Source organism: Streptosporangium sp. NPDC087985, from assembly GCF_044741965.1.
Classification (GTDB): Bacteria; Actinomycetota; Actinomycetes; order Streptosporangiales; family Streptosporangiaceae; genus Streptosporangium.
Genome location: NZ_JBIUTQ010000002.1, coordinates 748202 through 772589 on the forward strand (window position 1 = coordinate 748202; position 24388 = coordinate 772589).

The following is a 24388-nucleotide window of genomic DNA, read 5'->3' on the forward strand; positions in this document are numbered from 1 at the left end:
TCGGAGGCGGGGATGATGACCACATGAGAAACGGCATTCGGCTAGGCGTCGACGTCGGTTCGGTCCGTATCGGCGTGGCCCGCAGCGACCCTTCGGGGCTGCTGGCCACGCCGGTGGAGACCGTACGGCGCGGCAAGGGCGATCTGGACCGGCTCGCGGAGATCGCAGACGAGTACGAGGTCGTCGAGATCGTGGTCGGCCTGCCGACCTCGCTGTCCGGTCGTGAGGGGCAGGCGGCCGAGGCCGCCCGCGACTTCGCGACCCGGATCTCGCTCCGGCTGTCATCCGTTCCGGTCCGGCTGTTCGACGAGCGGCTGACCACGGTCACCGCCCAGCAGAGTCTGCGGGCCAGCGGGGTGAAAGCCAGAAAGCAACGTGGCGTGGTGGACCAGGCAGCGGCCATCGTGCTGCTCCAGGCCGCCCTGGACGCTGAGCGCGCCACCGGCATGCCGCCGGGCAGGGTGCTCGGCCCACCGGGCGAGCAGTCCGGAGGAGAACCGAGTGGTGGGACCGCTCGGTGAACCGTCTGCGGCCGGTATGGCTGCTGGCGGGCGGCACAGCCGTTGTCGCCGTCACGCTGGGCCTTGGCGGATACGTTCTGGTCAAGCCGTATCTGATGCCTGCCGACTTCGACGGGCCCGGTTCGGGCACGGTCACCGTCAGGATCGACGAAGGCGCGACCGCGCGTGAGATCGCCTCGGTCCTGGCCGACGCCGGGGTGGTGGCGAGTGCCGGATCGTTCATCCAGGTGACCGAGGAACAGTCCAAGGGGAAGAGCCTGCGGCCCGGCTACTTCAAGCTCCGCAAGGGCATGTCGGCCGCCGCCGCCCTCAAGCTGCTGGTCGCTCCGGAGTCCCGGCTGGTGCGCCGGGTGACCATCCCGGAGGGGCTGCGCCTGACAGAGGTGCTCGACAAGCTCGCCAAGGGCACCGGAATGCGCCGGGAAGAGCTCGCCAGGGCCGCGGCGGACCGTCAGGAGCTCGATCTGCCCGCCTACGCCGCGGGAGCCGAAGGTTTCCTCTTCCCCGCCACCTACGAGGTGGAGCCCAACATGACGCCGGGGGACGTGCTGGCCGCCATGGTGGAACGTTACAAACACGCGGCCACCAAGCTCGATCTTGAGAAGAAGGCGGCCGAAGTGCGACTGACGCCCTTGGAAGTCGTCACGGTGGCGAGCATGCTCCAGGCCGAGGGCGGGCGGGACTCCGACTACCCGAAGATCGCTAGAGTGATCTACAACCGGATCAGGGCGCGGATGCCTCTCCAGATCGACAGCACGGTGCTCTACGCCCAGAACCGCAGGACCCTCAAGGTGTCGGAGAAGGACATCAAGGTACAGTCGCCGTACAACACCTATCTACGACCTGGCCTACCCCCCGGCCCTATCGCGCACCCGGGGGAGAAGGCGCTGAGAGCGGCTCTCCATCCAGATCAGGGTGATTGGCTCTGGTTTGTCACAACCGATCCGGAGCATAGAATCACGAAATTCACTGACAAAGAGAGTGAGTTTGTGAGATACCGGGAAGAGCTGAACAGATACCTCAGGACGCGGTGATGCGTGGCGGAACACCCCCGGTTCCGCCGCACGCGGCGATCCGCACCGAGAGGCCAGGAGAAGGTGCCCGGCTGACCGGGACATCTGGCCCGGTGTCCCCCTCCGGTTTGGCATACCCCCTTGACGCCAGGCCGTCCCTACCGGGAGATTGGCCGGCGAAGCTATGAGTGATCTCGATATGGACTTCCTGGTCGGCGCCGATGACGACGGTCGGTCACGGCGCAGATCACGTACATCCCAGGGCTCCGGCAACAGGCGCGGACGGCGCCGCCGGCGCCGCCGCAACCGGGGTGGCTTCCTCGCCCCGATGCTCGCCGCGATCGTCCTGCTGGGCGGCATCGGCGCCGGCGGCTTCTACGGCTACACCTGGCTGCGCGACGTGATGACCGTCGAGGACTACACCGGCCAGGGCGTCGGTGAGGTCGTTGTGGAGATCAAGGACGGGCAGAGCGCTTCGGAGATCGCACAGACCCTGCATGAGCAGGGTGTGGTCAAGAGCGCCAAGGCGTTCGTCAACGCCGTGGCCGACGCCGGCATGAGCGCCTCCCTGCAGCCGGGTGAATACACCATGCGCAAGCAGATGTCCGCGGCCACCGCCGTCACCCTGCTCGATCCGGACAAGCGGCTGCGGGAGAAGGTGATCCTCAAGGAGGGCCTGCGCCTGTCCGACACCCTGGTACAGCTCGCCGAACAGACCGGCAAGCCGCTCAGGGAGTTCCAGCGGGCCTCCAGGAACGCCAAGGCGCTCGGGCTGCCCTCCTACGCCAAGGGCAGGCTGGAGGGCTACGCCTTCCCCGCGACCTACGAGGTCTCGCCCAAGATGACGCCCGCCGACATCCTGACGGCGATGGTCGACCGCTTCCACCAGACCGCCTCCAAGGACGGACTGGAGAGGGAGGCGAAGGCTCTCGGTTACACCCCGCATGAGATCATGACGATCGCCAGCATCGTCCAGGCCGAGTCCGGAAGCGTCGAGGACATGGGGAAGGTGGCCCGGGTCATCTACAACCGTCTTGGCAGCAGTCCCGAGCGCAAACTGGAGATGGACAGCACGTTGATGTACGCGCTGAACAAGTACGGCATCGCGGCGACCAATGCGGACCTCGAGAGCGACTCGCCCTACAACACCTACGCGCGGCCCGGCCTGCCTCCGGGGCCCATCACCAACCCCGGCGATCATGCCATCCAGGCGGCACTCAACCCGGACGAGGGCAACTGGATCTGGTTCGTGACCACCGACCCCAAGCGGGGCGTCACCAAGTTCACCTCGTCCGAAGCCGAGTTCTTACAGCTCAAGGCGGAGTTCGAGAAGAACCGGAGGGGTGGATGATGAAAGCGGCAGTGCTCGGGTCGCCGATCACCCACTCGCTCTCGCCGTACCTGCACCGGGCCGCCTACGAGAGCATGGGCCTGTCCGACTGGCGATACGAGGCGATCGAGTGCGACGAGGCCGGGCTGCCCGGCCTGATCGGCGGGCTCGGCCCCGAGTGGGCGGGTCTGTCGCTGACCATGCCGCTCAAGCGTGCCGTGCTCCCGCTGCTCGACACGGTCTCCGAACTCGCGCTGCAGGTGGGCGGGGCCAACACGGTGGTCTTCCGTGACGGTGCTCGCCACGGCGACAACACCGACGTCTACGGCATCGTGCGAGCGCTCGCCGAGGCGGGCGTGGCGCCGCCACGGTCGGCGACGGTCCTCGGCGGAGGAGCGACGGCGGCCTCCACCCTGGCCGCCCTGCGCGAGCTGGGCCTGGGCGAGGTCACCCTGGTGGTCCGCGACCTGGCCAGGGCCGGGGAGACCGCGACGGTGGCGGAGCGGCTGGGCACGGGCCTGACGGTGCGGACCTTCGACAGGCTCGGCACCGCTCTGGACGTGGACTTGGTCGTCTCCACCCTGCCCGCCGGAGCCGCCGACGGGTTCGCCGGCCTGGTGGCCGGGGTGCCCGCGCTCTTCGACGTGGTTTACGCGCCGTGGCCCACCCGCCTGGCCGCGGCGGTGGCGGAGCGGGGTGGGATAGTGATCGGCGGCTTCCCCATGCTCCTGCACCAGGCGGTCCGGCAGGTCGAGATGATGACCGGCCGGACCGACGTTCCGGTGGAGGCGATGCGCGCTGCGGGCAAGGCCGAGATCGTCAGGCGAGTCGCTCCGGAGAGCTGACTGCCCCCGGGCCGCAGGCTGGAGGCCCCGGCCGGACATGATTCCGCACCGGGAAGTGAGGCGGCGTCGGGGCGCCGCGGGGATGATTCGGTGGGCGTTCTCGGTTGTGGTAGAGTAACTAATCGATCGGTCCGGCGTGCCTGCTGGACGCGCAAGCGGAGGTTCACCTCCCACCTGGCTGACCGCGAGGTCGGCAGGTCAAGGATCACGCCGGATAATTCCGGAGAGCTCACGGCGTCAAGGCTGATGAGTTCATGTGGCCCCGCATGCGCGACGTGCGGGGCATTTCGCTTATCCAGGCCCGGAAACGGCCTGTGTTCCGCGACCTCCCGGCACGATCGAGCATGTGGCAACCGCCCGTCACGACGGCGGCGGATCGCAACCTAGGAGGCCCCATCAGCGCCGAGCCCCGCATCAACGACCGTATTCGCGTGCCCGAGGTCCGCCTCGTCGGCCCGAACGGCGAACAGGTTGGCATCGTCTCCATTGGTGATGCTCTGAAGCTGGCTCAGGAGTCCGACCTCGACCTCGTTGAGGTCGCGGCTACGGCTCGCCCGCCCGTGTGCAAACTCATGGACTACGGCAAGTTCAAGTACGAGTCCGCGATGAAGGCACGTGAGGCGCGGCGCAACCAGGCGTACACGATCATCAAGGAGATCAAGCTCCGACCGAAGATCGACCCGCACGACTACGAGACCAAGAAGGGTCACGTGGTGCGGTTCCTCAAGGCCGGGGACAAGGTCAAGGTTACGATCATGTTCCGCGGGCGGGAGCAGTCCCGGCCCGAGCTGGGTTTCCGGCTCCTGCAGCGCCTGGCGGAGGACGTCACGGAGCTTGGCTTCGTGGAGTCCCAGCCGAAGCAGGACGGTCGAAACATGATCATGGTGATCGGACCGCACAAGAAGAAGGCCGAGGCCAAGGCCGAGAAGGCAGCGGCCAAGGCGCGGCGTGACGAGGACCCCGTGGAGGGGGAGGCACCCGTCGTCGACGAGGTGGCCACTCCGCAGGAGTGACTCGCATAGCCTGAAGCGTCAGGTAGTCGCGAGGTTAAGCCGAGACCGGGTCCGGTCTCGCAGTCAGGCATGCCCTTGACTTGGGTTACCGGCCCGGGACATCGGCACGATCGAGGGAGAGACGGCTGAGATGCCGAAGATGAAGACGCACAGCGGTGCGAAGAAGCGATTCCGGCTGACCGGCACCGGCAAGATCAAGCGCCGTCGCGCCAACCGCGCACATTACAACGAGTGGAAGTCGTCCACCTTGACGCGTCGTCTCAAGTCCGAGGTCGTGCTCTCCGATGCCGACGCCAAGAAGATCAAGAAGCTGCTCGCTAAGTAACGGTCCCCGGGGAGATAGATACACATGGCACGCGTGAAGCGGGCGATCAACGCCAAGAAGAAGCGCAAGGTCGTTCTTGAGCGGGCGAAGGGTTACCGGGGCCAGCGGTCCAGGCTGTACCGCAAGGCCAAGGAGCAGATGCTCCACTCGATGACCTACGCCTACCGCGACCGTAAGGACCGCAAGGGCACCTTCCGCCGTCTCTGGATCCAGCGGATCAACGCCGCTGCCCGCCAGAACGGCATCACCTACAACCGGCTCATCCAGGGTCTGCGGCTCGCCTCCATCGAGGTCGACCGTAAGATCCTCGCTGACCTCGCGGTCAACGACGCCGCCACGTTCGCGACGCTGGTGGAGGCCGCCAAGAAGGCGCTCCCGGCCGACGTGAACGCGCCGGTCGCCGGCTGAATCCGGCACTGACGAGTGTGCGGCCCACAGCGATCACGCTGTGGGCCGCATTCGTATTCTTGGGGAGACATGCATGGCGGGATCCGAGCTGACCAACATCAAGTCGCCGAGGGTCAAGGCCGCCCGGCGGCTGACCAAGCGGGCCTTCAGGGACCGTGACCGGTCCTTCCTCGCCGAGGGGCCGCAGGCGGTCCGCGAGGCGCTGGCGTTGGACGGCGTGGTGGTGGAGCTGTTCGCCACGGCCGAGGCCGAGCTGCGGCACGCCGACATCGTCACCGCCGCCACCGCCGCGGGAGTGCCCCTCCACCGGGCCAGCGGCGAGGTCATGGCCGAGCTCGCCCAGACCGTCACCCCCCAGGGGTTGCTCGCCGTGTGCCGGTTCGTTCACGTGCCCCTGGACAGGGCCCTCACCGCCGATGCCAGGCTGGTGGCCGTGCTCGCCCACGTCCGCGACCCCGGCAACGCCGGGACCGTACTGCGTACGGCCGACGCGGCCGGCGCCGACGCGGTCGTCTTCACCGACGCCTCGGTGGACCCCTACAACGGCAAGTGCGTCCGGGCCAGCGCGGGCAGCCTGTTCCACCTTCCGGTCACCACGGGGGCTCCGGTGGCGCAGGCCGTACAGAGGCTCAAGGAGGCGGGGCTGCGGGTGCTCGCCGCCGACGGCGCGGGGACGCAGACACTGGACGACGTGGATCTGTCTGGCCCGACCGCCTGGATCTTCGGCAACGAGGCGTGGGGACTGCCGGAGGAGATCCTGCGGCTGGCCGACGGAGTGGTCCGGGTGCCGATCTACGGACGGGCCGAAAGCCTCAACCTCGCGACCGCCGCCGCGGTGTGTCTGTACGCATCTGCCCGATCTCAGCGGGCCGGTTCCCGCCCCCCCGCTCCGGGGCTGCCGTAGAATGCGGGAAACCCGCTATTGTCGGCGTTGTAGCGTCGAGGAGGCGGGGTCGTGCACGGCGAACACATCGACGAGCGGAGCGCTGATTCCGCCTGTGTGATCGAGGTGGACGATCTTCCTGACGGTCTTGTCGTGACCGATCGCGACGGCCATGTGCTGACCGTCAACCGGGCCGCGACCCGGCTCACGGGAGTCGCCCACGATCAGGCCGTCGGGCGTCACCTGCGCGACGCGTTCTCCTTCCACGACCATGACGGACGCGACTGGTGGAAGTGGTTCGACACCTACGGAGGGCTGCCCACCCGCACCCGTCAGCCCGAGCTCCCGCTCCGTACCCCCGGAGGCCAGGAGATGCTCGTGGCCGCCCGCCTGGTGCGCAGGCCCGAGCGGGGCGGGAAGGTGGTCCGAGTGGTGATCACGCTGCGTGACGCCGGCGCCCGCGCCCGCCTGGAGCGCAGCCGCGCCGACCTGGTCTCCACCGTCGCCCACGAGCTCCGCTCCCCGCTGACCAGCGTCAAGGGGTTCACCGCCACCCTGCTGGCCAAATGGACCCGTTTCACCGACAACCAGAAACTCGTCATGCTGGAGACGGTCAACGCCGACGCCGACCGGGTGACCCGGCTGATCACCGAGCTGCTCGACGTGTCCCGCATCGAGTCCGGGCGGCTGGAGATCCACCGTCAGGTGGTCGACATCCCGGCCAGAGCCCGCAAGATCATCGCTGGACGCGTCGCGGCGGGGGAACCGGAGGACCGTTTCCGACTGGAGGTCCGGGGGGAGCTGCCCGAGACCTGGCTCGACCAGGACAAGATCGACCAGGTGCTGGCCAACCTGGTGGAAAACGCGGTGCGTCATGGGCGCGGTACGGTGACAGTAGCCATAGAGCCGAACGAGTGGGGAGTGACCGTGTCCGTCCGTGACCAGGGAGACGGCATCCCGCCTGAGCTGGCCACGCGCGTGTTCCGGCAGTTCTGGCGGGGTAATGCCCGCCGCCGGGGCGGCACCGGGCTCGGCCTGTTCATCGTCAAGGGCCTGATCGAGGCCCACGGCGGCACCATCACCGTGCAGCGGGGGTCCGAGGGCGGGGCCGAGTTCCGATTTATGGTGCCCACCGGCACCCCTGACTTCGCCTGAGCGCGGATGCAAGCCCGGTGGGCTTCCCCGACTAGACTCGTTGCCGCTTAAGCCCTGGATTCGGAGCTCTCTTGTCTAACTACGACCCGGTTGAGGTGACCCCGCTGCACGCCGATGAGATGGCGCGCATGCAGGCTGACGCGCTCGACGCCGTCAAGGCGGCGCGCGACCTCGACGAACTCAAGCAGGTACGGCTCGCACACGCCGGAGACCGTTCGCCGATCGCCCTGGCCAACCGCGAGATCGGCGCGCTGCCCCCGGCGGCCCGCGCCGAGGCGGGCAAGCGCATCGGCGGCGCCCGCAAGGCCGTCGCCGACGCTCTCGCCGAGCGCCAGGCCCAGCTGGAGGCCGAGCGGGACGAGCGGGTCCTCGTGGAGGAGACCGTCGACGTCACGCTGCCCGCCGACCGTGCCCCGCGCGGCGCCCGGCACCCCCTGACCACTTTGCAGGAGCGTGTCGCCGACGCGTTCATCGCGATGGGTTACGAGGTGGCCGAGGGACCCGAGCTGGAAGGCGAGTGGTTCAACTTCGACGCGTTGAACATCTCGCCCGACCACCCGGCGCGTTCGGAGCATGACACCTTCTTCGTGGAGTCCGTCGAGTCGGGCATGGTGCTGCGCACGCAGACCTCACCGGTGCAGATCCGGGCCCTGCTCAGCCGCAGGCCCCCGGTCTACGTGATCTCGCCTGGCAAGGTGTTCCGCACCGACGAGCTCGACGCCACCCACACTCCGGTCTTCCACCAGGTTGAGGGGCTCGCCATCGACGAGGGCCTGACCATGGCCCACCTCAAGGGCACCCTGGACCGTTTCGCCGAGGTCATGTTCGGGGAGGGGATCACCACCAGGTTCCGGCCCAACTACTTCCCGTTCACCGAGCCGTCCGCGGAGATGGACCTGAAGTGCTTCGTCTGCCGCGGTACCTCCGCGGTGCCCGGCAACCCGCCCTGTCGCACCTGCAAGTCAGAGGGCTGGATCGAGTGGGGCGGTTGCGGCATGGTCAACCCGCGGGTGCTCATCGCCTGTGGTGTCGACCCCGGTCGCTACAGCGGCTTCGCCTTCGGCATGGGCATTGAGCGGACGCTGATGTTCCGTCACAACGCCGAGGACATGCGCGACATGGTCGAGGGAGACGTCCGTTTCACGCTCCCGTTCGGAATGGAGGTCTGATGAAGGTCCCGCTTTCATGGCTGCGGGAGTACGTTGATCTCCCCGCCGTCACCGCGCACGAGATCGCCGACAAGCTCACCGCCGCCGGGCTCAAGCTGGAAGCCGTCACCTCCTACGGCCACGACGTCAAGAACGTGGTCGTCGGTGAGGTGCTCGCCATCGAGGAGCTGCAGGGCTTCAAGAAGCCCATCAGGCACTGCCAGGTCGAGGTGGGGGAGGCCACGCCGCGGGAGATCGTCTGCGGCGCCACCAACTTCGCCGTCGGCGACCGGGTGCCGGTCGTGCTGCCCGGGGGCGTGCTGCCCGGCGGGTTCGAGGTCGGCGCCCGCAAGACTTACGGGCGGATGTCCGAGGGCATGATCTGCTCGGAGCGCGAGCTCGGCCTGAGCGACCTGCACGACGGCATCATGGTGCTGTCCGAGGGCCCCCCGATCGGGGCCGACGTGGTCGAGCTGCTCGGTCTGCGCGACGACGTGATCGAGCTGGAGATCACCCCGGACATCGGCTACGCGCTGTCGATCCGTGGTGTGGCCCGCGAGGCCGCCATCGCCTTCGGCGCGGAGTTCCTCGACCCGGCCGACGTCTCCCCGCCCGATGAGACCGGCCCGTCCTACCCGGCCTCCATCGCTGATCCGGTGGCCTGCGACCGCTTCGTGCTGCGTGAGATCCACGGCTTCGACCCGGCGGCGCAGAGCCCCCGGTGGATGCGCGTACGGCTCACGCGCGCCGGCATGCGCCCGGTCTCGCTGGCCGTCGACGTCACCAACTACGTGATGCTGGAGCTGGGCCAGCCCCTGCACGCTTTCGACGCCACGAAACTGACCGGAGAGATCGTCGTGCGCCGGGCCGAGCCGGGCGAGACGCTGGAGACGCTCGACCACGTCGTCCGCACGCTCAACCCGGAAGACATCCTGATCACCGACGGGTCGGGCGTGATCTCGATGGCCGGGACCATGGGCGGTCTGCACACCGAGATCTCCGATGTCTCCACCGACATCGTGATCGAGGCCGCGCACTTCTCCGCCAGCGGCGTCGCCCGGATGTCCCGCCGTCACAACCTGGTTAGCGAGGCGTCCAAGCGCTTCGAGCGGAATGTGGACCGTGAGCTCCCGCTATACGCGTCCTGGCGGGCGGCCCAGCTGCTGGCCGAGCTTGGCGGCGGCACGGTCCAGCCGGGTGTGACACACGCCGAGGCCGAGGTCGAGCAGGTCCGCATCTCCATCCCGAGCGGCCACCCCGGCAGGGTCGCCGGGACCGGCTATGACCGCGGGACCGTGATCCGCCGCCTGGAACAGGTCGGCTGCACGGTCGTCGCCGGGGCGGTCGCCCCCACCGGCGAGATCGCCGCCAAGCTCGCGATCACCGGCGATGACATGCTGACGGTCACCCCGCCCTCGTGGCGGCCCGACCTGACCGACCCGAACGACCTCGCCGAGGAGGTCATCCGGCTCGAAGGCTACGAGAACCTGCCCTCGATCCTGCCGGTCGCCCCGGCGGGCGCGGGTCTCAGCGAGAGCCAGCGGCTGCGCCGCCGGGTGGGCAGGGCGCTGGCCGCCTCCGGCTACGTCGAGATCCTGGCCTACCCGTTCAATGGGGAGCGTGACTTCGACAACCTGCAGCTGTCCGCCGGCGACGCGCGCCGTCAGGCTGTACGGCTGGCCAACCCCCTCAGCGAGGATGAGCCGCTGATGCGGACCACGCTGCTGCCGGGGCTGCTCAAGACGCTGGTCCGCAATGTGGGCCGGGGGTTCGGCGACGTGGCGCTGTTCGAGACGGGCCTGGTCTACCGGTCGTCTCCGGATGGGCCCGCGACCGCGCCGGTGCTCGGTGTGGACCGCAGGCCCAGCGAGGAGGAACTCGCCTCGATCGAGTCCGCCCTGCCCGCGCAGCCGCTGCGGGTGGGTGCCGTGCTGGCAGGGGAGTTCGAGCGGTCCGGATGGTGGGGCAAGGGCCGCGCGGCCGGCTGGGCGGACGCCGTCGAGGCGGCCCGCACGGTGGCCCGCGAGGCCGGGGTCACCCTCGATGTCCGCGCCGACCGGCACGAGCCCTGGCACCCCGGCCGCTGCGCCGCGCTGTACGCCGGGGACGTGCTCGTCGGTCACGCCGGCGAGCTGCACCCGCGGGTCGTCGAGGCGTACGGGCTGCCCCCGCGTACCAGCGCGATGGAGCTGGAGCTGACCCGGCTGGAGTCACTGATGACCGGCCCGGTGGAGGCACCCTTGATCTCTGCCTACCCGGTCGCCACGCAGGATGTCGCGCTCGTCGTCGACGCCGTCACCCCGGTGGCCGAGGTGGAGACCGCGCTGCGCGAGGGGGCGGGCGACCTGCTGGAGTCGGTCCGGCTGTTCGACGTCTATGCCGGGACCCAGGTCGGCGAGGGCAGGAAGTCCCTGGCCTACACCCTGCGGTTCCGCGCGCCGGACCGGACCCTGACCGCCGAGGAGATCACCGCGGCCCGCGACGCGGCCGTGGCGCTCGCCGGCGAGCGCACCGGAGCACAGCTCCGCAGCGCCTGATCCACATCCGTGGAGGTCCCGACGGCCATGCCGTCGGGACCTTCGCATTCGGGCCGAGGAGCGCGACAGGGCGTCAGGAGCCCAGGACCTCCTCGCGCAGGCGGGTCTTGAGGAGCTTGCCGCCGGGGTTGCGGGGGAGCTCGGTCTCGCGGATCCAGAACCGGACCGGGACCTTGAACGCCGCGATCCGCTCGCGCAGGAATGCCTGCAGTTCCTCGGCGCTCGCCGGGGACGCCAGCCGTACCACCGCGCCGACCTCCTCGCCCAGCTCGTCGTGGGGGATGCCGATCACCGCCGCGTCGTCCACTGCCGGGTGTTCGAACAACGCGGCCTCGACCTCGGCGCAGTAGACGTTCTCTCCGCCGCGGATGACCATGTCCTTGGCCCGGTCGACGATGAACACGGACCCCTCCTCGTCCACCCGTGCCAGGTCACCGGTGTGCAGCCAGCCGTCGACGAAGGTCTCGGCGGTGGCCTCGGGACGGTTCCAGTAGCCGAGGATGACGTTCGGGCCGCGCAGGCAGAGTTCGCCCACCTCGCCGACCGGCAGTTCGCCGCCGAGCGGGTCGGTGATCTTCACCTCGACCACGGGCACCGGCCGGCCGATGCTGTCGGGCTTGGCCAGGTAGTCCGCCCCCGCGTTGCTGATGGCCAGCGCGGTGGTCTCGGTCAGGCCGTACCCGTTGGAGGGGGCGCGGCTGGGCAACTGCTCGGTGATGCGTTCCAGCAGTTTCGGCGGGGCCGGGGCGCCGCCGTACCCGAGGGAGCTGAGGCTGGAGATGTCGTACCTGTTCAGATCGGGGTGGGAGAGCAACTGCCAGACGTTGGTGGGTACGCCGGTGATCCCCGTGACCTTCTCGCGCTCGATCAGCTCGAGGGCGTGGCCCGCGTCCCATCTGTACATCAGCACCAGGCCGCCGCCGACGAACATGGTGGTGGTCATGACCGCGAAGCAGCCGGTGACGTGGAAGAGCGGCACGGTCAGCAGGGTGACGCGGCGCTGCCCCGCTGACGTCCCCGGATCCCTGCCCGCCAGGACCGCGCTGCGCAGCAGTCCGTAGGCCACGGTCATGGGGGACTGTCCGACGTTGCGGTGGCTGCCGAGCGCGCCCTTGGGGCGGCCGGTCGTGCCCGAGGTGTAGAAGATCGTGGCGGGATCCTCAGGCGAGAGTTCCACCGGTGGAAGCGTCACGTCGGCCTCGATCCGGCCCAGCACGTCCTCGAACGAGCGCGCCCCCTCGGGGACCTCACCCCGGGTCACGATCAGCGGCTGCGCCAGGCCGGTGAGCACGGCGGCCCGCTCGCCGTCGGCGATCAGCACCTTGGCCTCGGAGTCCGACAGGCCGAACTCCAGTTCCTGCGCGGTCCACCAGGCGTTGAGCGGCACGGCTACGGCCCCCGCCGCCAGCGTGGCGGAGAAGGAGATCACCCACTCCGGGTAGTTGCGCATGGCGATGGCCACCCGGTCGCCCTTGACCACCCCGTACTCCTCCACCAGGCGTCGCGCCAGCGTGGCCGCCCTGCGGAAGTGCTCCTCGTAGGTGAGGTGCTGGTCCTGGTACGTGAGGAAGACCTTGTCCCCATGGGACCTGCTCATCTCCAGCAGCGCACGGAAGTGGGTGGGTGCGTGTTTCCAGGTCCTGACGGTGCCGCCGTGGCCGGGCACCTCGTCCATCTCGAAAAGCTGTCCTGGAGCGGTCAGCTGGGCCTGGACCTGGTCGTGGGTGACGGTCATGCGTTCGTACTCCCAGGGGCGGAGGGACCGGAGACATCACGATACCGACCGGTAGGTACGGGCAACAGTACGGAACATTCCGGCCTGCTTAGCCCGTATGTCCATGCATAACCAAAAATCAATGTTTATGCGTTTTGTATCACTTAACTACCAGTGATCATCCGGGGTGACCCCACAGGCAACTTGCATGACCATCCTTGAGCATGCATACTCTCTCTAGTAAGCTCATAAGCATGACCGCATGAACATGCAACCCAAGGGGGACGGATGAGAGCGGCGATCGCCGGTGCCAGTGGCTATGCCGGGGGCGAGCTGCTGCGCCTGCTGCTGTCCCACCCCGAGATCGAGATCGGCGCGCTGACCGCGGGTTCCAATGCCGGTGCCCCCCTCGGCGCCCACCAGCCCCACCTGGCCCCGCTGGCCGACCGGATCCTGCAGGACACCACGGCCGGCACCCTCGCCGGCCATGACCTCGTCTTCCTCGCTCTCCCGCACGGTCAGTCCGCCGCCGTCGCCGGACAGCTCGGCGAGGACACCCTCGTCGTCGACTGCGGCGCAGACTTCCGGCTCACCGACCCCGCGGCCTGGGAGCACTTCTACGGCGGCGTCCATGCCGGCGCCTGGCCGTACGGGCTGCCCGAGCTGCCCGGCCTGCGGGAGAGGCTGCGTGCCGCCCGGAGGATCGCCGTCCCCGGGTGCTACCCGACGGCCGTCACCCTGGCGATGTTCCCCGTCTTCGCCGCCGGTCTCGCCGAGCCCGACGTGGTCGTGGTGGCCGCCAGCGGCACCAGCGGGGCGGGCCGGGCGCCCAAGCCGAACCTGCTGGGCAGCGAGGTGATGGGCTCAGTCAGCGCCTACGGCGTCGGCGGCGTCCACCGGCACATCCCCGAGATGGAGCAGAATCTCTCTCCGCTGGCGGGGGAGCCGGTGAAGGTCTCCTTCACCCCCATGCTGGCCCCGATGAGCCGCGGCATCCTCGCCACCTGCACGGCGCCGGCCAGACCCGGCGTCACCGCGCAGGTCCTGCGCGAGGCCTACGAGACCGCGATCAAGGACGAGCCGTTCCTCCGGCTGCTGCCGGAAGGGCAGTGGCCCGCGACCTCGATGACCCTCGGCGCGAACACGGCCGCGCTCCAGGTGGCCCTGGACGGGCGCACCGGACGCGTCGTCACCGTCATCGCCATCGACAACCTGACCAAGGGCACCGCGGGAGGCGCGATCCAGAGCGCCAACCTCGCCCTCGGCCTGCCAGAAGAGCTCGGCCTTCCAGTCAATGGAGTTGCCCCATGAGTGTGACCGCCCCTCTCGGCTTCCGGGCAACGGGAGTCGCCGCCGGAATCAAGCCCGGGGACGCCCGCGACCTGGCGCTCGTCGTCAACGACGGCCCGTCGCGCGCCGCCGCGGGTGTCTTCACCGCCAACCGTGTCAAGGCCGCGCCGGTGCTCTGGTCGGCGCAGGTGCTGGCCGGAGGCCGGGTCCACGCGGTCGTCCTGAACTCCGGCGGAGCCAACGCCTGCACCGGGCCGCTCGGTTTCCAGGACACCCACGCCACCGCCGAGAAGGTCGCCGAGGCGCTGAACGACTCGGCGGGCGAGATCGCGGTCTGCTCCACCGGTCTGATCGGCGAGCGACTGCCGATGGAGGCGTTGCTGGACGGGGTGGACCTCGCGGTCTCCCAGATCAGCAGGGACGGCGGCCTGGCCGCCGCCGACGCCATCCGCACCACCGACACCGTCTCCAAGATCTCCTTCAGGCGAGGCGAAGGCGGCTACATGGTCGGTGGTATGGCCAAGGGCGCGGGCATGCTCGCCCCAGGCCTGGCCACCATGCTCTGCGTGATCACCACCGACGCCGACGTGCCCGCCGAGCAGCTCGACGTGGTGCTGCGCAAGGCGACCGCCGTCACCTTCGACCGGCTCGACGCCGACGGCTGTATGTCCACCAACGACACCGTCCTGCTGCTGGCCAGCGGTGCGTCCGGCGTCACCCCCGACCTCGGCGAGTTCGAGCAGGTGGTCCGCGCCGTCTGCGCCGATCTCGCGCGCCAGCTTCTGGTGGACGCCGAGGGCGCCACCAAGGCGATCGCCATCGAGGTGGTCGGCGCCGCCTCGGAGGAGGACGCGGTCCTCGTCGGCCGTACCGTCTCCCGTTCCAATCTCCTCAAGTGCGCCATCCACGGTGAGGACCCCAACTGGGGCCGCGTGTTGTCGGCGGTCGGCACCACGGACGCGGCCTTCGAGGCCGACCGGCTCAACGTGGCCATCAACGGCGTCTGGATCTGCAGGGGCGGTGCCGCCGGGGACGACAGGTCCAAGGTGGACCTGCGCCCCCGCGACGTGACGATCACCATCGACCTGTCGGCGGGCCCGTACTCGGCGACGATCCACACCACGGACCTCAGCGCGGCCTACGTCCACGAGAATTCGGCGTACTCCTCATGAGGACCGATGAGGCACTGGCCAAGGCGCACACGCTGATCGAGGCGTTGCCCTGGCTCGCCCGATTCAACGGCGCGACCATCGTCATCAAGTACGGCGGCAACGCGATGACCGAGGAGCATCTGCGGGAGAAGTTCGCCGCCGACGTCGTCTTCCTGCGCTACGCGGGACTCAGGCCGGTGATCGTGCACGGAGGTGGTCCGCAGATCAACGCCCAGCTCGACAGGCTCGGCATCGAGTCCACTTTCACCGCAGGGCTCCGCGTCACCACCCCCGAGGCCATGCAGGTCGTCAGGATGGTTCTGGTCGGTCAGGTCAACCGGGACGTGGTCGGCCTGATCAACAGGCACGGCCCGTTCGCGATCGGCATGTCGGGCGAGGACGCCCACCTGTTCACCGCGGTCCGCAAGCACGCCGTCGTCGAGGGTGCCCGGGTGGACATCGGCCAGGTCGGCGACATCGTCGAGATCGAGGCCGGAGCCGTACGGGCGCTGCTGGACGACGGGCGGATCCCGGTGATCTCCTCGATCGCGCGCAGCGACGACGGCACCGTCTACAACGTCAACGCCGACACCGCCGCCGCCGCGCTCGCGGTGGCGCTCCAGGCGTCCAAACTGATCGTCCTCACCGACGTCGCGGGCCTCTACCGCGACTGGCGCCCCGGCGCCGAAGACGGAAGCAACGAGGTCATCAAGGAACTGTCCGCCACGGAACTCGGCAAGCTCCTGCCCGGCCTGTCCAGCGGCATGGTGCCCAAGATGGAGGCGTGCCTGACCGCCGTCCAGGGCGGCGTGCCCCAGGCGCACGTGCTCGACGGCAGGGTGCCCCATTCGGTACTGCTGGAGATCTTCACCGACGAGGGCATCGGAACCATGGTGTTGCCGGACACCGCGAAGGCGCCGGCCGTACCGAGTCTGGTCAACCGGCGGCTGACCGCCACCATCCAGCTGAACGGGAGTGACAAGTGAGCCTGCACGAGCGTCCCGCCTCCGACGCGCTCAGAGAGCGCTTCGAAGCCGCCTTCATGCCGAACTACGGCGTGCCCCCGGTGGCGCTGGCGCGCGGCGAGGGCTCGAAGGTCTGGGACGTCGACGGCCGCGAATACCTCGACCTGATCGGCGGTATCGCCGTCAGCGCCCTCGGCCACGCCCACCCGGCGCTGGTGGAGGCCGTCTCCCGGCAGGTCGCCACGCTCGCACACACCAGCAACCTGTTCCTGCACGAGCCGGAGGTCCTCCTCGCCGAACGCCTGCTCGGCCTGCTCAGCGCCCCGGCCAGGGTGTTCTTCACCAACTCGGGCACCGAGGCCAACGAGGCCGCCCTCAAGCTCGCCATCAAGTACGGCAGGACGGACGGCCGTGACTACTTCGTGGCCGCCGAGAACGCCTTCCACGGCCGGACCCTCGGCGCGCTCGCGCTGACCGGGAAGCCGTCGATCCGCGACCCGTTCGGCCCGTTCCCGGTTGATGTCCGGTTCGTCCCCTACGGTGACGCCGACGCGCTGAAGAACGCGGTCACCGAAGACTGTGCCGCGGTCTTCCTGGAGCCTACCCAGGGCGAGGCCGGAGTCGTGCCGCCGCCTGACGGCTATTTCAAGGCCGCCAGGGAGATCTGTGACGCGACTGGCGCGCTGCTGGTCGCCGACGAGATCCAGTCCGCGATCGGCCGTACCGGGCACTGGTTCGCCCACCAGAACGAAGGGGTCGTACCCGACGTGCTGACCCTGGCCAAGGGCCTCGGCGGCGGTATGCCGATCGGCGCCTGCGTCGGCTTCGGCCCGGCGGGCACGATCTTCGCCAAGGGCGACCACGGCTCCACCTTCGGGGGCAACCCCGTCTCGGCCGCCGCGGCGCTCGCCGTACTCGACACGATCGACGAGGACGGCCTGCTGGAGCACGTCCGGACGGTCGGTGCGCAGCTCGCCGAGGGCATCGCCGCGATCGACCACCCGCTGCTGGCGGGAGTCCGCGGCCGGGGACTGTGGCTGGCCGTCGTGCTGACCGGCGACCGTTCCGCACAGGTCCAGGCGGCGGCGGAGCAGGCCGGTTTCCTGGTCAACGCCCTCCAGCCCGACGCCGTACGGCTCGCCCCCCCGCTGGTGATCACATCCGAGCAGATCGCCACCTTCGTGGCCGCGCTCCCCGCCATCCTTGACGAGGCCGCTGATGACTGAGCACCGCGCGGACTCCGCGCTGATCAGACACTTCCTCCGGGACGACGACCTGTCGCCCGCCGAGCAGGCCGAGGTGCTCGACCTGGCCGAGGCGATGAAGGAGGACCGTTACGGCTACCGGCCGTTCGACGGTCCGCAGACCGTCGCCGTGCTCTTCGACAAGCCGTCCACCCGGACCCGGATCTCCTTCTCCGTCGGCATCGGAGAGCTCGGCGGCCTGCCCCTCGTCATCGATGCCGCGTCCTCGCAAATGGGCCGGGGCGAGTCCATCAAGGACACCGCCCGAGTTCTGGAGCGCCAGGTCGGTGCCATCGTGTGGCGGACCTCGGGACAGGAGAGGATCGAGGCCATGGCCTCCGCATCCTCGGTGCCCGTGGTGAACGCGCTCACTGACGAGTTTCACCCCTGCCAGATCCTCGCCGACCTGCAGACCGTCAGGGGGCACTTCGGCAGGATCGCCGGTCTCACCCTGACCTACCTCGGAGACGGCGCCAACAACATGGCCCACTCCTACCTGCTCGGCGGAGCCGTGGCCGGCATGCACGTGCGGATCGGTGCCCCGGCCGGATACCAGCCGGATCCGCAGGTCCTGCGGCGGGCCGGTGAGATCGCCGCGACGACCGGCGGATCGGTCGTCGTGCTACCCGACGTGGGCGTGGCCGCCGCCGGTGCGGACGTGATCGCCACCGACACCTGGGTCTCGATGGGCCAGGACGGCGAGGAACAGCGGATCGCCGACCTGATGTCCTTCCAGGTCAACGCGGAGGTGATGAGGCAGGCGGCTCCCGGCGCGATCGTGCTGCACTGCCTGCCCGCCTACCGGGATATGGAGATCTCCGCCGATGTTCTCGACGGCCCGCAGAGCCTGGTGTGGGACCAGGCGGAGAACCGGTTGCACGTCCAGAAGGCCCTGTTGCACTGGCTGGTTTCGGCGACCCGGAGGGCCGGGGGCGCCGGTGGCCGTGGCACGCTTGGCATAAGGCCCGAAAAGGTCACCCGATGATTCCCATGACCAAGGTTGCCCGCCAGGCGCGGATCGCCGAGCTCCTGCAGCGGCAGCCGGTCCGCTCCCAGCCCGAACTCGCCAAGCTCCTGCTGGAGAGCGGGGTGGAGGTCACCCAGGCCACCCTCTCCAGGGACCTGGACGAACTCGGCGCGCTCAAGCTGCGCGCCGAGGACGGCTCTCTGGTCTACGCACTGCCGGGCGAGGGCGGCGGCCGGATCCCGTTGACCCGGCTCGGCGGCGGCGAGTCACCGGCAGCCCGGTTGGGCAGGCTCGCCGAGGAGTTGCTCGTCTCCGCCGAGGCCTCCGCCAACCTGGTGATCGTCCGCACGCCGCCGGGTGCCGCCCAGTTCCTCGCCTCCGCCATTGACCACGCCGAGTGGAAGTCCATCCTCGGCACGGTGGCCGGAGACGACACGATCCTCGTCATCAGCAGGGATCCGATGGGCGGGGAAGCGGTCGCCGAGGCCCTGCTCCGGCACGCCGACCGACGTATCTAGCCCGCTCTGGCGGGCCGTCCCAGCTCCACCCACTCGTGATGAAAAGACTTTGGAGAAACTGATCATGACTGACCGGGTCGTACTCGCCTTCTCAGGCGGCCTTGACACCTCTGTTGCCATTCCCTTCCTCGCCGAGAAGACCGGCGCCGAGGTCATCGCCGTGGCCGTCGACGTCGGCCAGGGCGGCGAGGACATGGAGATCATCCGCAAGCGGGCCATCGACTGCGGCGCCGTCGAATCCGTCGTCGTGGACGCCCGCGAGGAGTTCGCCGCCGACTTCTGCGTGCCCGCACTGCAGGCCAACGCCCTCTACATGGACCGCTACCCGCTGGTCTCCGCACTGTCGAGGCCGCTGATCGTCAAGCACCTGGCCACCGCGGCCAAGGAGTTCGGCGGCACGCACGTCTCACACGGCTGCACCGGCAAGGGCAACGACCAGGTCCGGTTCGAGGCCGGCCTGGCCGCGCTCTTCCCCGAGCTCAAGGTCATCGCCCCCGCCCGCGACTACGCGTGGACCCGGGACAAGGCGATCGCCTATGCCGAGGAGAAGGGCCTTCCGATCGAGACCACCAAGAAGAACCCCTTCTCGATCGACCAGAACATCTGGGGCCGGGCCGTCGAGACCGGCTTCCTGGAGGACGTCTGGAACGGCCCCACCGAGGACGTCTACTCCTACACCGCCGACCCGGCCCAGCCGCGTGAGGCCGACGAGGTCATCATCAGCTTCGTCAAGGGCGTCCCGGTGGCGCTGGACGGGCGCCACCTGACCCCGTTCCAGATCATCTCCGAGCTGAACCAGCGCGCCGGCGCCCAGGGCGTGGGCCGCCTCGACATGGTCGAGGACCGGCTCGTCGGCATCAAGTCCCGCGAGGTCTACGAGGCACCCGGCGCCATCGCGCTGATCACCGCGCACATGGAGCTGGAGAACGTCACCGTCGAGCGTGACCTCGCCCGGTTCAAGCGGTCGGTGGACCAGCGCTGGGGCGAGCTCGTCTACGACGGCCTCTGGTTCTCCCCGCTGAAGAAGGCCCTGGACGTCTTCATCGCCGAGGCCCAGCAGCACGTCACCGGCGAGATCCGGATGACCCTGCACGGCGGCCGGGCCACGGTCACCGGCCGTCGCTCAGAGGCCTCGCTGTACGACTTCAACCTCGCCACCTACGACACCGGCGACACCTTCGACCAGTCGCTCGCCAAGGGCTTCGTCGAGCTGTGGAGCCTGCCCTCGAAGATCGCGGCCGCCCGGGACGCCCGGCTGGCCTGATTGGGCTAGGGTCGCGGATTGAACTGGGAGGGAGACAACGGTGACTGATGGTGGTAAGCCGATGCGGCTGTGGGGCGGCCGGTTCGAGGGAGGTCCGGCCGACGCGCTGACCAGGCTCTCGGTGAGCGTGCACTTCGACTGGCGGCTCGTGCCGTACGACCTGCTGGCCTCGCGCGCGCATGCCCGGGTGCTGCACCGCGCGGGGCTGCTCACCGAGGAGGAACTGGGGCGCATGATCGGCGCCCTGGACGACCTCGAGCGGGCCTGTAAGTCGGGCGAGTTCCGGCCGACTGTGGCAGACGAGGACGTCCACACCGCGCTGGAACGCGGTCTGCTGGAGCGTCTCGGCACGCTCGGCGGCAAACTCCGCGCCGGTCGCAGCCGCAACGACCAGGTGGCCACCGACCTCCGGCTCTACCTCCGCGACCACGTCAGGCATATCGTGTCCCGGCTGGTCGAACTGGAGACCGCGCTGATGAGCCAGGCCGAGGAGCACGCCGAGACGGCCGCTCCCGGTATGACCCACCTGCAGCACGCCCAGCCGGTCTCCTTCGGCCACCAGCTCCTGGCCCACGTGCACGCCTTCGCCCGCGACATCGAGCGGCTGCGTGACTGGGACAGGCGGGCGGCCGTCTCCCCGCTCGGTTCGGGCGCGCTGGCCGGATCGTCGCTGCCGCTGGACCCGCAGGCCGTGGCCAGGGAACTCGGCTTCGACTCCGCCGCGCCCAACTCGATGGACGCGGTCGCCGACCGCGACTTCGCCGCAGAGTTCCTGTTCGACGCGGCCATGATCGGTATGCACCTGTCGCGTCTGGGCGAGGAGATCGTCCTGTGGGCCTCGCAGGAGTTCCGCTGGATCGAGATGGACGACGCCTACTCCACCGGCTCGTCGATCATGCCGCAGAAGAAGAACCCGGACGTCGCCGAGCTCGCACGCGGCAAGAGCGGCCGTCTCGTCGGCAACCTCGTGTCGTTGCTGACGACGCTCAAGGGCCTGCCGTTGACCTACAACCGTGACCTGCAGGAGGACAAGGAGCCGGTGTTCGACTCCGTCGACACCCTGCTGCTGGTCCTCCCGGCAGTGGCCGGCCTGGTCGCCACCATGCGCGTCAACACCGCCAAGCTGGAGGCCTCGGCCCCCGACGGGTTCGCGCTGGCCACCGACCTGGCTGAGCTGCTGGTCCGCAAGGGGATCGCGTTCCGTGAGGCGCACGAGGCGGTCGGCCATCTGGTGGTCTGGTGCCAGGTCAACGACAAGGACTTCGGTGACCTCACCGATGAGGAGCTGGCCAAGGTCTCGCCGCACTTCACGCCCGACTCGCGCGAGGTGCTCTCCGTGCCGGGTGCGCTGGCGGCTCGCAAGGCGCACGGTGGAACGGCCCCCGACAGGGTCCGCGACCAGCTCACCGAGTTGCGCGAGATCGTCGACGCCCAGGCCGCCTGGGCGAGCGGGAACTGATGCAGGTCGGCGCCCCCGGCGAGCGCACGCTTGCCGGGTCCACGCCCTTGACGCGGGAGTTCTTCGAGCGGCCCGGTCACGAGGTCGCCCCGGACCTGCTGGGACGGGTGATCCACTACGGGCCGGTCTCGGTCCGTCTCACCGAGGTCGAGGCGTACGGCGAGCCCGGAGAGGATCCCGCCTCCCACACCTACCGGGGCCGGACATCGCGCAACGCGGTGATGTTCGGGCCACCGGGGCATCTTTACGTCTACTTCACCTACGGCATGCATTTCTGCGCGAACATCGTCTGTCTCCCCGAAGGAGTGGGTTCGGGGGTGCTGCTGCGGGCCGGTGAGGTGATCTCCGGCGCCGAGGTCGCCCTGGCCCGCCGGACGGTGGGCGCGAGCCGTACCGTCGCCGCACGTGATCTCGCACGCGGGCCCGCGCGCCTGGCGGTGGCACTCGGCTTCACCCGGGAGGACGACGGGCTCGATGTCTGTCCGCCCGGTCCGATCAACGTCCTGGAAGGCGACCCTCCCCAGGCCGGGATGGTCCGATCAGGTCCGCGCACCGGGGTCTCGTCGGCACGGGAGACCCCCTGGCGCTTCTGGATCGACGGAGACCCCACCGTCTCCCCGTACCGTCCACACGTCCCGCGCCGCCGGTAGATTCCCGTTATCCGCCTGTCCGTGCTGGTCGTCTGGGTCGCGAGAGGGCTTCATGAGTGGCGCGGTGGTGCTGTGATCGGGCAGGCTGTACAGGAGCGGTAAATGTCCCTTCGAACATTGGAAAGCAAGGATCGTGACCGACATTCTGGATGACCTCGCCTGGCGCGGCCTGATCGCGCAGTCCACCGACATTGACGCCCTGCGCGCGACGATGGCCGAGGGTCCGATCACGGTCTATTGCGGGTTCGATCCGACAGCACCCTCCCTCCACGTCGGCAACCTGGTCCCGCTGCTGACTCTCACCCGGCTGCAGCGGGCGGGTCACCGGGCCGTCGCCCTGGTCGGCGGTGCGACCGGCCTCATCGGTGACCCCAGTGGCCGTAGCACCGAGCGCTCGCTCAACTCCTCCGACGTCGTCGCCGAATGGGTCGCACGGATCCGTGTTCAGCTGGAGAAGTTCCTCGACTTCTCCGAGGAGACCGGAGGGATTCTGGTCAGCAATCTCGACTGGACCGAGGGCATGTCCGCGATCGACTTCCTGCGCGACGTCGGCAAGCACTTCCCCGTCAACCGCATGCTGGCCCGGGAATCGGTCTCGGCGCGGCTCGGTGGCGAGGGGCTCAGCTACACCGAGTTCAGCTACCAGATCCTGCAGGCCAACGACTACCTGGAGCTGAACAGGCGGCACGGCTGCGCGCTGCAGATCGGCGGCAGTGACCAATGGGGCAATATCACCGCGGGAACCGACCTGATCCGCAGGGTGACCGGCAACCACGTGCACGCGCTGACCGTGCCGTTGATCACCAAGGCCGACGGTACCAAGTTCGGCAAGACGGCCGGCGGTGCGGTGTGGATCAACCCGGAGATGACCTCGCCGTACGCGTTCTACCAGTTCTGGCTGAACGCGGACGACCGGGACGTGATCAAGTTCCTCAAGATCTACAGCTTCAAGTCCCGTGAGGAGATCGAGGAGCTGGAGAAGTCCGCCGCCGAAAGGCCTGCCGCACGTGAGGCGCAGCGCGCGCTCGCGACGGAGTTCACCACGCTGCTGCACGGTGCCGACGAATGCGCCGCGGTTATCGCGGCCTCGGCGGCTCTCTTCGGCCAGGGCTCGCTGGAAGACCTGCCGGCGCGGACGCTGGGGGAGGCTCTTGCCGAGGTCCCGCGTGCCGAGGTCTCCACGCTGGGAGCGTCGTTCGTCGATCTGCTTGCTGAGAGCGGGCTGGTGGAGTCGAAGTCCGCTGCCCGTCGAGCGGTCAAGGAGGGCGGTGCCTACCTCAACAACGTGAAGATCACCGATGAGGCCTATGTGCCCGCCGCCGAGGACCTGTTGCACGGACGCTTCCTGGTACTGCGCCGTGGCAAGCGTTCCGTCGGTGGCGTCGAGGTCATCGCCGCCTGATCTTTCCTCTGCACGGTGTGCGGCTGACGCCTCGACCTGTGAAACGGGCGCCCCGGCTTCGGCCGGGGCGCCCGTCGTTGGTTCTGTAACGTTCGGTGGCGGAGAGCCTGGGTCTCCCGGTGAACTCGTCGACGACCTGCGGCTCCTTCGGATGCGGCTGATTTGACGATGTTCTGGAGGCCGCCTAGCATTCTCAATGCCCCAGGAGCGAGCCGGACACCGGATCGGTGGACGAGCTTCGGGGGACGGATCCGCTGAGCGGACCTTAACTTTCGACTTCCGTGAAGATTGCCAGAAAATTGGCTGTTTTGACGCTGTCAAGATGTTTAGGTAAGTTTAGAGGGTTGCTCTTGAAAGAGAGTGGCTAAAATCTTAGCAAGACTTGACCGTCTTGTGGCAAGTAGCTCAAAACGAGCGGTTTGACACAGAGATGACGAGCGAGCTAAGATCGAAATATAGAGACAGAGAGAGCCCCGGAGCCGGGACCGCGAGGTCACGGGGATGGAGAACGCGTCCGTTTCTTGAGAACTCAACAGTGTGTTAAAAGCCAGTGCATGAAGCACAACCCCGTCCAACCCGCTTCGGT

The 24388-nt window shown here is 69.0% G+C and carries 22 protein-coding genes; 21 read left to right on the top strand and 1 reads right to left on the bottom strand.

The window, feature by feature from the left end; translation table 11 throughout:
• The first annotated feature begins 23 nt into the window (after positions 1–23).
• The 11 genes from ruvX (at position 24) to pheT (ending at position 11178) form a co-directional block, all read left to right on the top strand.
• Positions 24–521, top strand: coding sequence for a Holliday junction resolvase RuvX (gene ruvX, locus ACIN94_RS08790; protein ID WP_400701569.1), 498 nt, complete (start codon positions 24–26; stop codon positions 519–521).
• On the top strand, positions 518–1555 hold the full coding sequence (gene mltG, locus ACIN94_RS08795) for an endolytic transglycosylase MltG (RefSeq protein WP_400701572.1): 1038 nt from the start codon (positions 518–520) through the stop codon (positions 1553–1555). The genes ruvX and mltG (ACIN94_RS08795) overlap by 4 nt, the downstream gene beginning before the upstream one ends.
• Positions 1556–1718: 163 nt before the next feature.
• Positions 1719–2885, top strand: a complete 1167-nt coding sequence (gene mltG, locus ACIN94_RS08800) for an endolytic transglycosylase MltG (protein ID WP_400701575.1) — start codon at positions 1719–1721, stop codon at positions 2883–2885.
• Complete coding sequence (locus tag ACIN94_RS08805) at positions 2885–3709, top strand: shikimate dehydrogenase (protein ID WP_400701578.1); 825 nt, start codon at positions 2885–2887, stop codon at positions 3707–3709. Before mltG (ACIN94_RS08800) ends, ACIN94_RS08805 begins: the two co-directional genes overlap by 1 nt.
• A 344-nt stretch (positions 3710–4053) precedes the next feature.
• A complete protein-coding gene (infC, locus tag ACIN94_RS08810; protein ID WP_400701581.1) occupies positions 4054–4722 on the top strand; it encodes a translation initiation factor IF-3 in 669 nt (222 codons plus the stop codon).
• 130 nt (positions 4723–4852) lie between these two features.
• On the top strand, positions 4853–5047 hold the full coding sequence (gene rpmI / locus ACIN94_RS08815) for a 50S ribosomal protein L35 (protein WP_012892553.1): 195 nt from the start codon (positions 4853–4855) through the stop codon (positions 5045–5047).
• A 24-nt stretch (positions 5048–5071) separates the two neighbouring features.
• The gene (gene rplT / locus ACIN94_RS08820; protein ID WP_012892552.1) at positions 5072–5455 is read left to right on the top strand and encodes a 50S ribosomal protein L20; all 384 of its coding nucleotides are present in this window, start codon (positions 5072–5074) and stop codon (positions 5453–5455) included.
• A 73-nt stretch (positions 5456–5528) separates the two neighbouring features.
• The gene (locus ACIN94_RS08825; RefSeq protein WP_400701587.1) at positions 5529–6359 is read left to right on the top strand and encodes a TrmH family RNA methyltransferase; all 831 of its coding nucleotides are present in this window, start codon (positions 5529–5531) and stop codon (positions 6357–6359) included.
• Between the two features lie 51 nt (positions 6360–6410).
• Positions 6411–7493: an ATP-binding protein gene (locus ACIN94_RS08830; protein WP_400701590.1), complete on the top strand. Its 1083-nt coding sequence runs from the start codon at positions 6411–6413 to the stop codon at positions 7491–7493.
• Positions 7494–7612: 119 nt separating this feature from the next.
• A complete protein-coding gene (pheS, locus tag ACIN94_RS08835) occupies positions 7613–8662 on the top strand; it encodes a phenylalanine--tRNA ligase subunit alpha (RefSeq protein WP_400701717.1) in 1050 nt (349 codons plus the stop codon).
• On the top strand, positions 8662–11178 hold the full coding sequence (gene pheT / locus ACIN94_RS08840; protein WP_400701593.1) for a phenylalanine--tRNA ligase subunit beta: 2517 nt from the start codon (positions 8662–8664) through the stop codon (positions 11176–11178). Before pheS ends, pheT begins: the two co-directional genes overlap by 1 nt.
• Positions 11179–11251: 73 nt before the next feature.
• Here pheT and ACIN94_RS08845 read toward each other — a convergent pair whose 3' ends face one another.
• Positions 11252–12913, bottom strand: a complete 1662-nt coding sequence (locus ACIN94_RS08845) for a class I adenylate-forming enzyme family protein (protein WP_400701596.1) — start codon at positions 12911–12913, stop codon at positions 11252–11254.
• 267 nt (positions 12914–13180) lie between these two features.
• Here ACIN94_RS08845 and argC point away from each other — a divergent pair, with 267 nt between their 5' ends.
• The 10 genes from argC (at position 13181) to tyrS (ending at position 23802) form a co-directional block, all read left to right on the top strand.
• Positions 13181–14203, top strand: a complete 1023-nt coding sequence (gene argC, locus ACIN94_RS08850) for an N-acetyl-gamma-glutamyl-phosphate reductase (RefSeq protein WP_400701599.1) — start codon at positions 13181–13183, stop codon at positions 14201–14203.
• Positions 14200–15354 carry a bifunctional glutamate N-acetyltransferase/amino-acid acetyltransferase ArgJ gene (argJ, locus tag ACIN94_RS08855; protein ID WP_400701602.1) on the top strand — a complete coding sequence of 385 codons (1155 nt, stop codon included), beginning with the start codon at positions 14200–14202 and terminating at the stop codon, positions 15352–15354. The genes argC and argJ overlap by 4 nt, the downstream gene beginning before the upstream one ends.
• The gene (gene argB, locus ACIN94_RS08860; RefSeq protein WP_400701605.1) at positions 15351–16319 is read left to right on the top strand and encodes an acetylglutamate kinase; all 969 of its coding nucleotides are present in this window, start codon (positions 15351–15353) and stop codon (positions 16317–16319) included. The genes argJ and argB overlap by 4 nt, the downstream gene beginning before the upstream one ends.
• Before the next feature lie 56 nt (positions 16320–16375).
• Complete coding sequence (locus tag ACIN94_RS08865) at positions 16376–17524, top strand: acetylornithine transaminase (RefSeq protein WP_400701720.1); 1149 nt, start codon at positions 16376–16378, stop codon at positions 17522–17524.
• Complete coding sequence (gene argF, locus ACIN94_RS08870) at positions 17517–18527, top strand: ornithine carbamoyltransferase (RefSeq protein ID WP_400701608.1); 1011 nt, start codon at positions 17517–17519, stop codon at positions 18525–18527. The genes ACIN94_RS08865 and argF overlap by 8 nt, the downstream gene beginning before the upstream one ends.
• Entirely contained in the window at positions 18524–19027 is a 504-nt protein-coding gene (locus ACIN94_RS08875) for an arginine repressor (protein WP_400701610.1), read from the top strand. Before argF ends, ACIN94_RS08875 begins: the two co-directional genes overlap by 4 nt.
• A 64-nt stretch (positions 19028–19091) precedes the next feature.
• Positions 19092–20291, top strand: a complete 1200-nt coding sequence (locus ACIN94_RS08880) for an argininosuccinate synthase (protein WP_400701613.1) — start codon at positions 19092–19094, stop codon at positions 20289–20291.
• Between the two features lie 40 nt (positions 20292–20331).
• Positions 20332–21750, top strand: a complete 1419-nt coding sequence (argH, locus tag ACIN94_RS08885) for an argininosuccinate lyase (protein ID WP_400701616.1) — start codon at positions 20332–20334, stop codon at positions 21748–21750.
• Positions 21750–22400 carry a DNA-3-methyladenine glycosylase gene (locus tag ACIN94_RS08890; RefSeq protein ID WP_400701619.1) on the top strand — a complete coding sequence of 217 codons (651 nt, stop codon included), beginning with the start codon at positions 21750–21752 and terminating at the stop codon, positions 22398–22400. The genes argH and ACIN94_RS08890 overlap by 1 nt, the downstream gene beginning before the upstream one ends.
• A 133-nt stretch (positions 22401–22533) precedes the next feature.
• A complete protein-coding gene (tyrS, locus tag ACIN94_RS08895; RefSeq protein ID WP_400701623.1) occupies positions 22534–23802 on the top strand; it encodes a tyrosine--tRNA ligase in 1269 nt (422 codons plus the stop codon).
• Positions 23803–24388 lie beyond the last annotated feature (586 nt).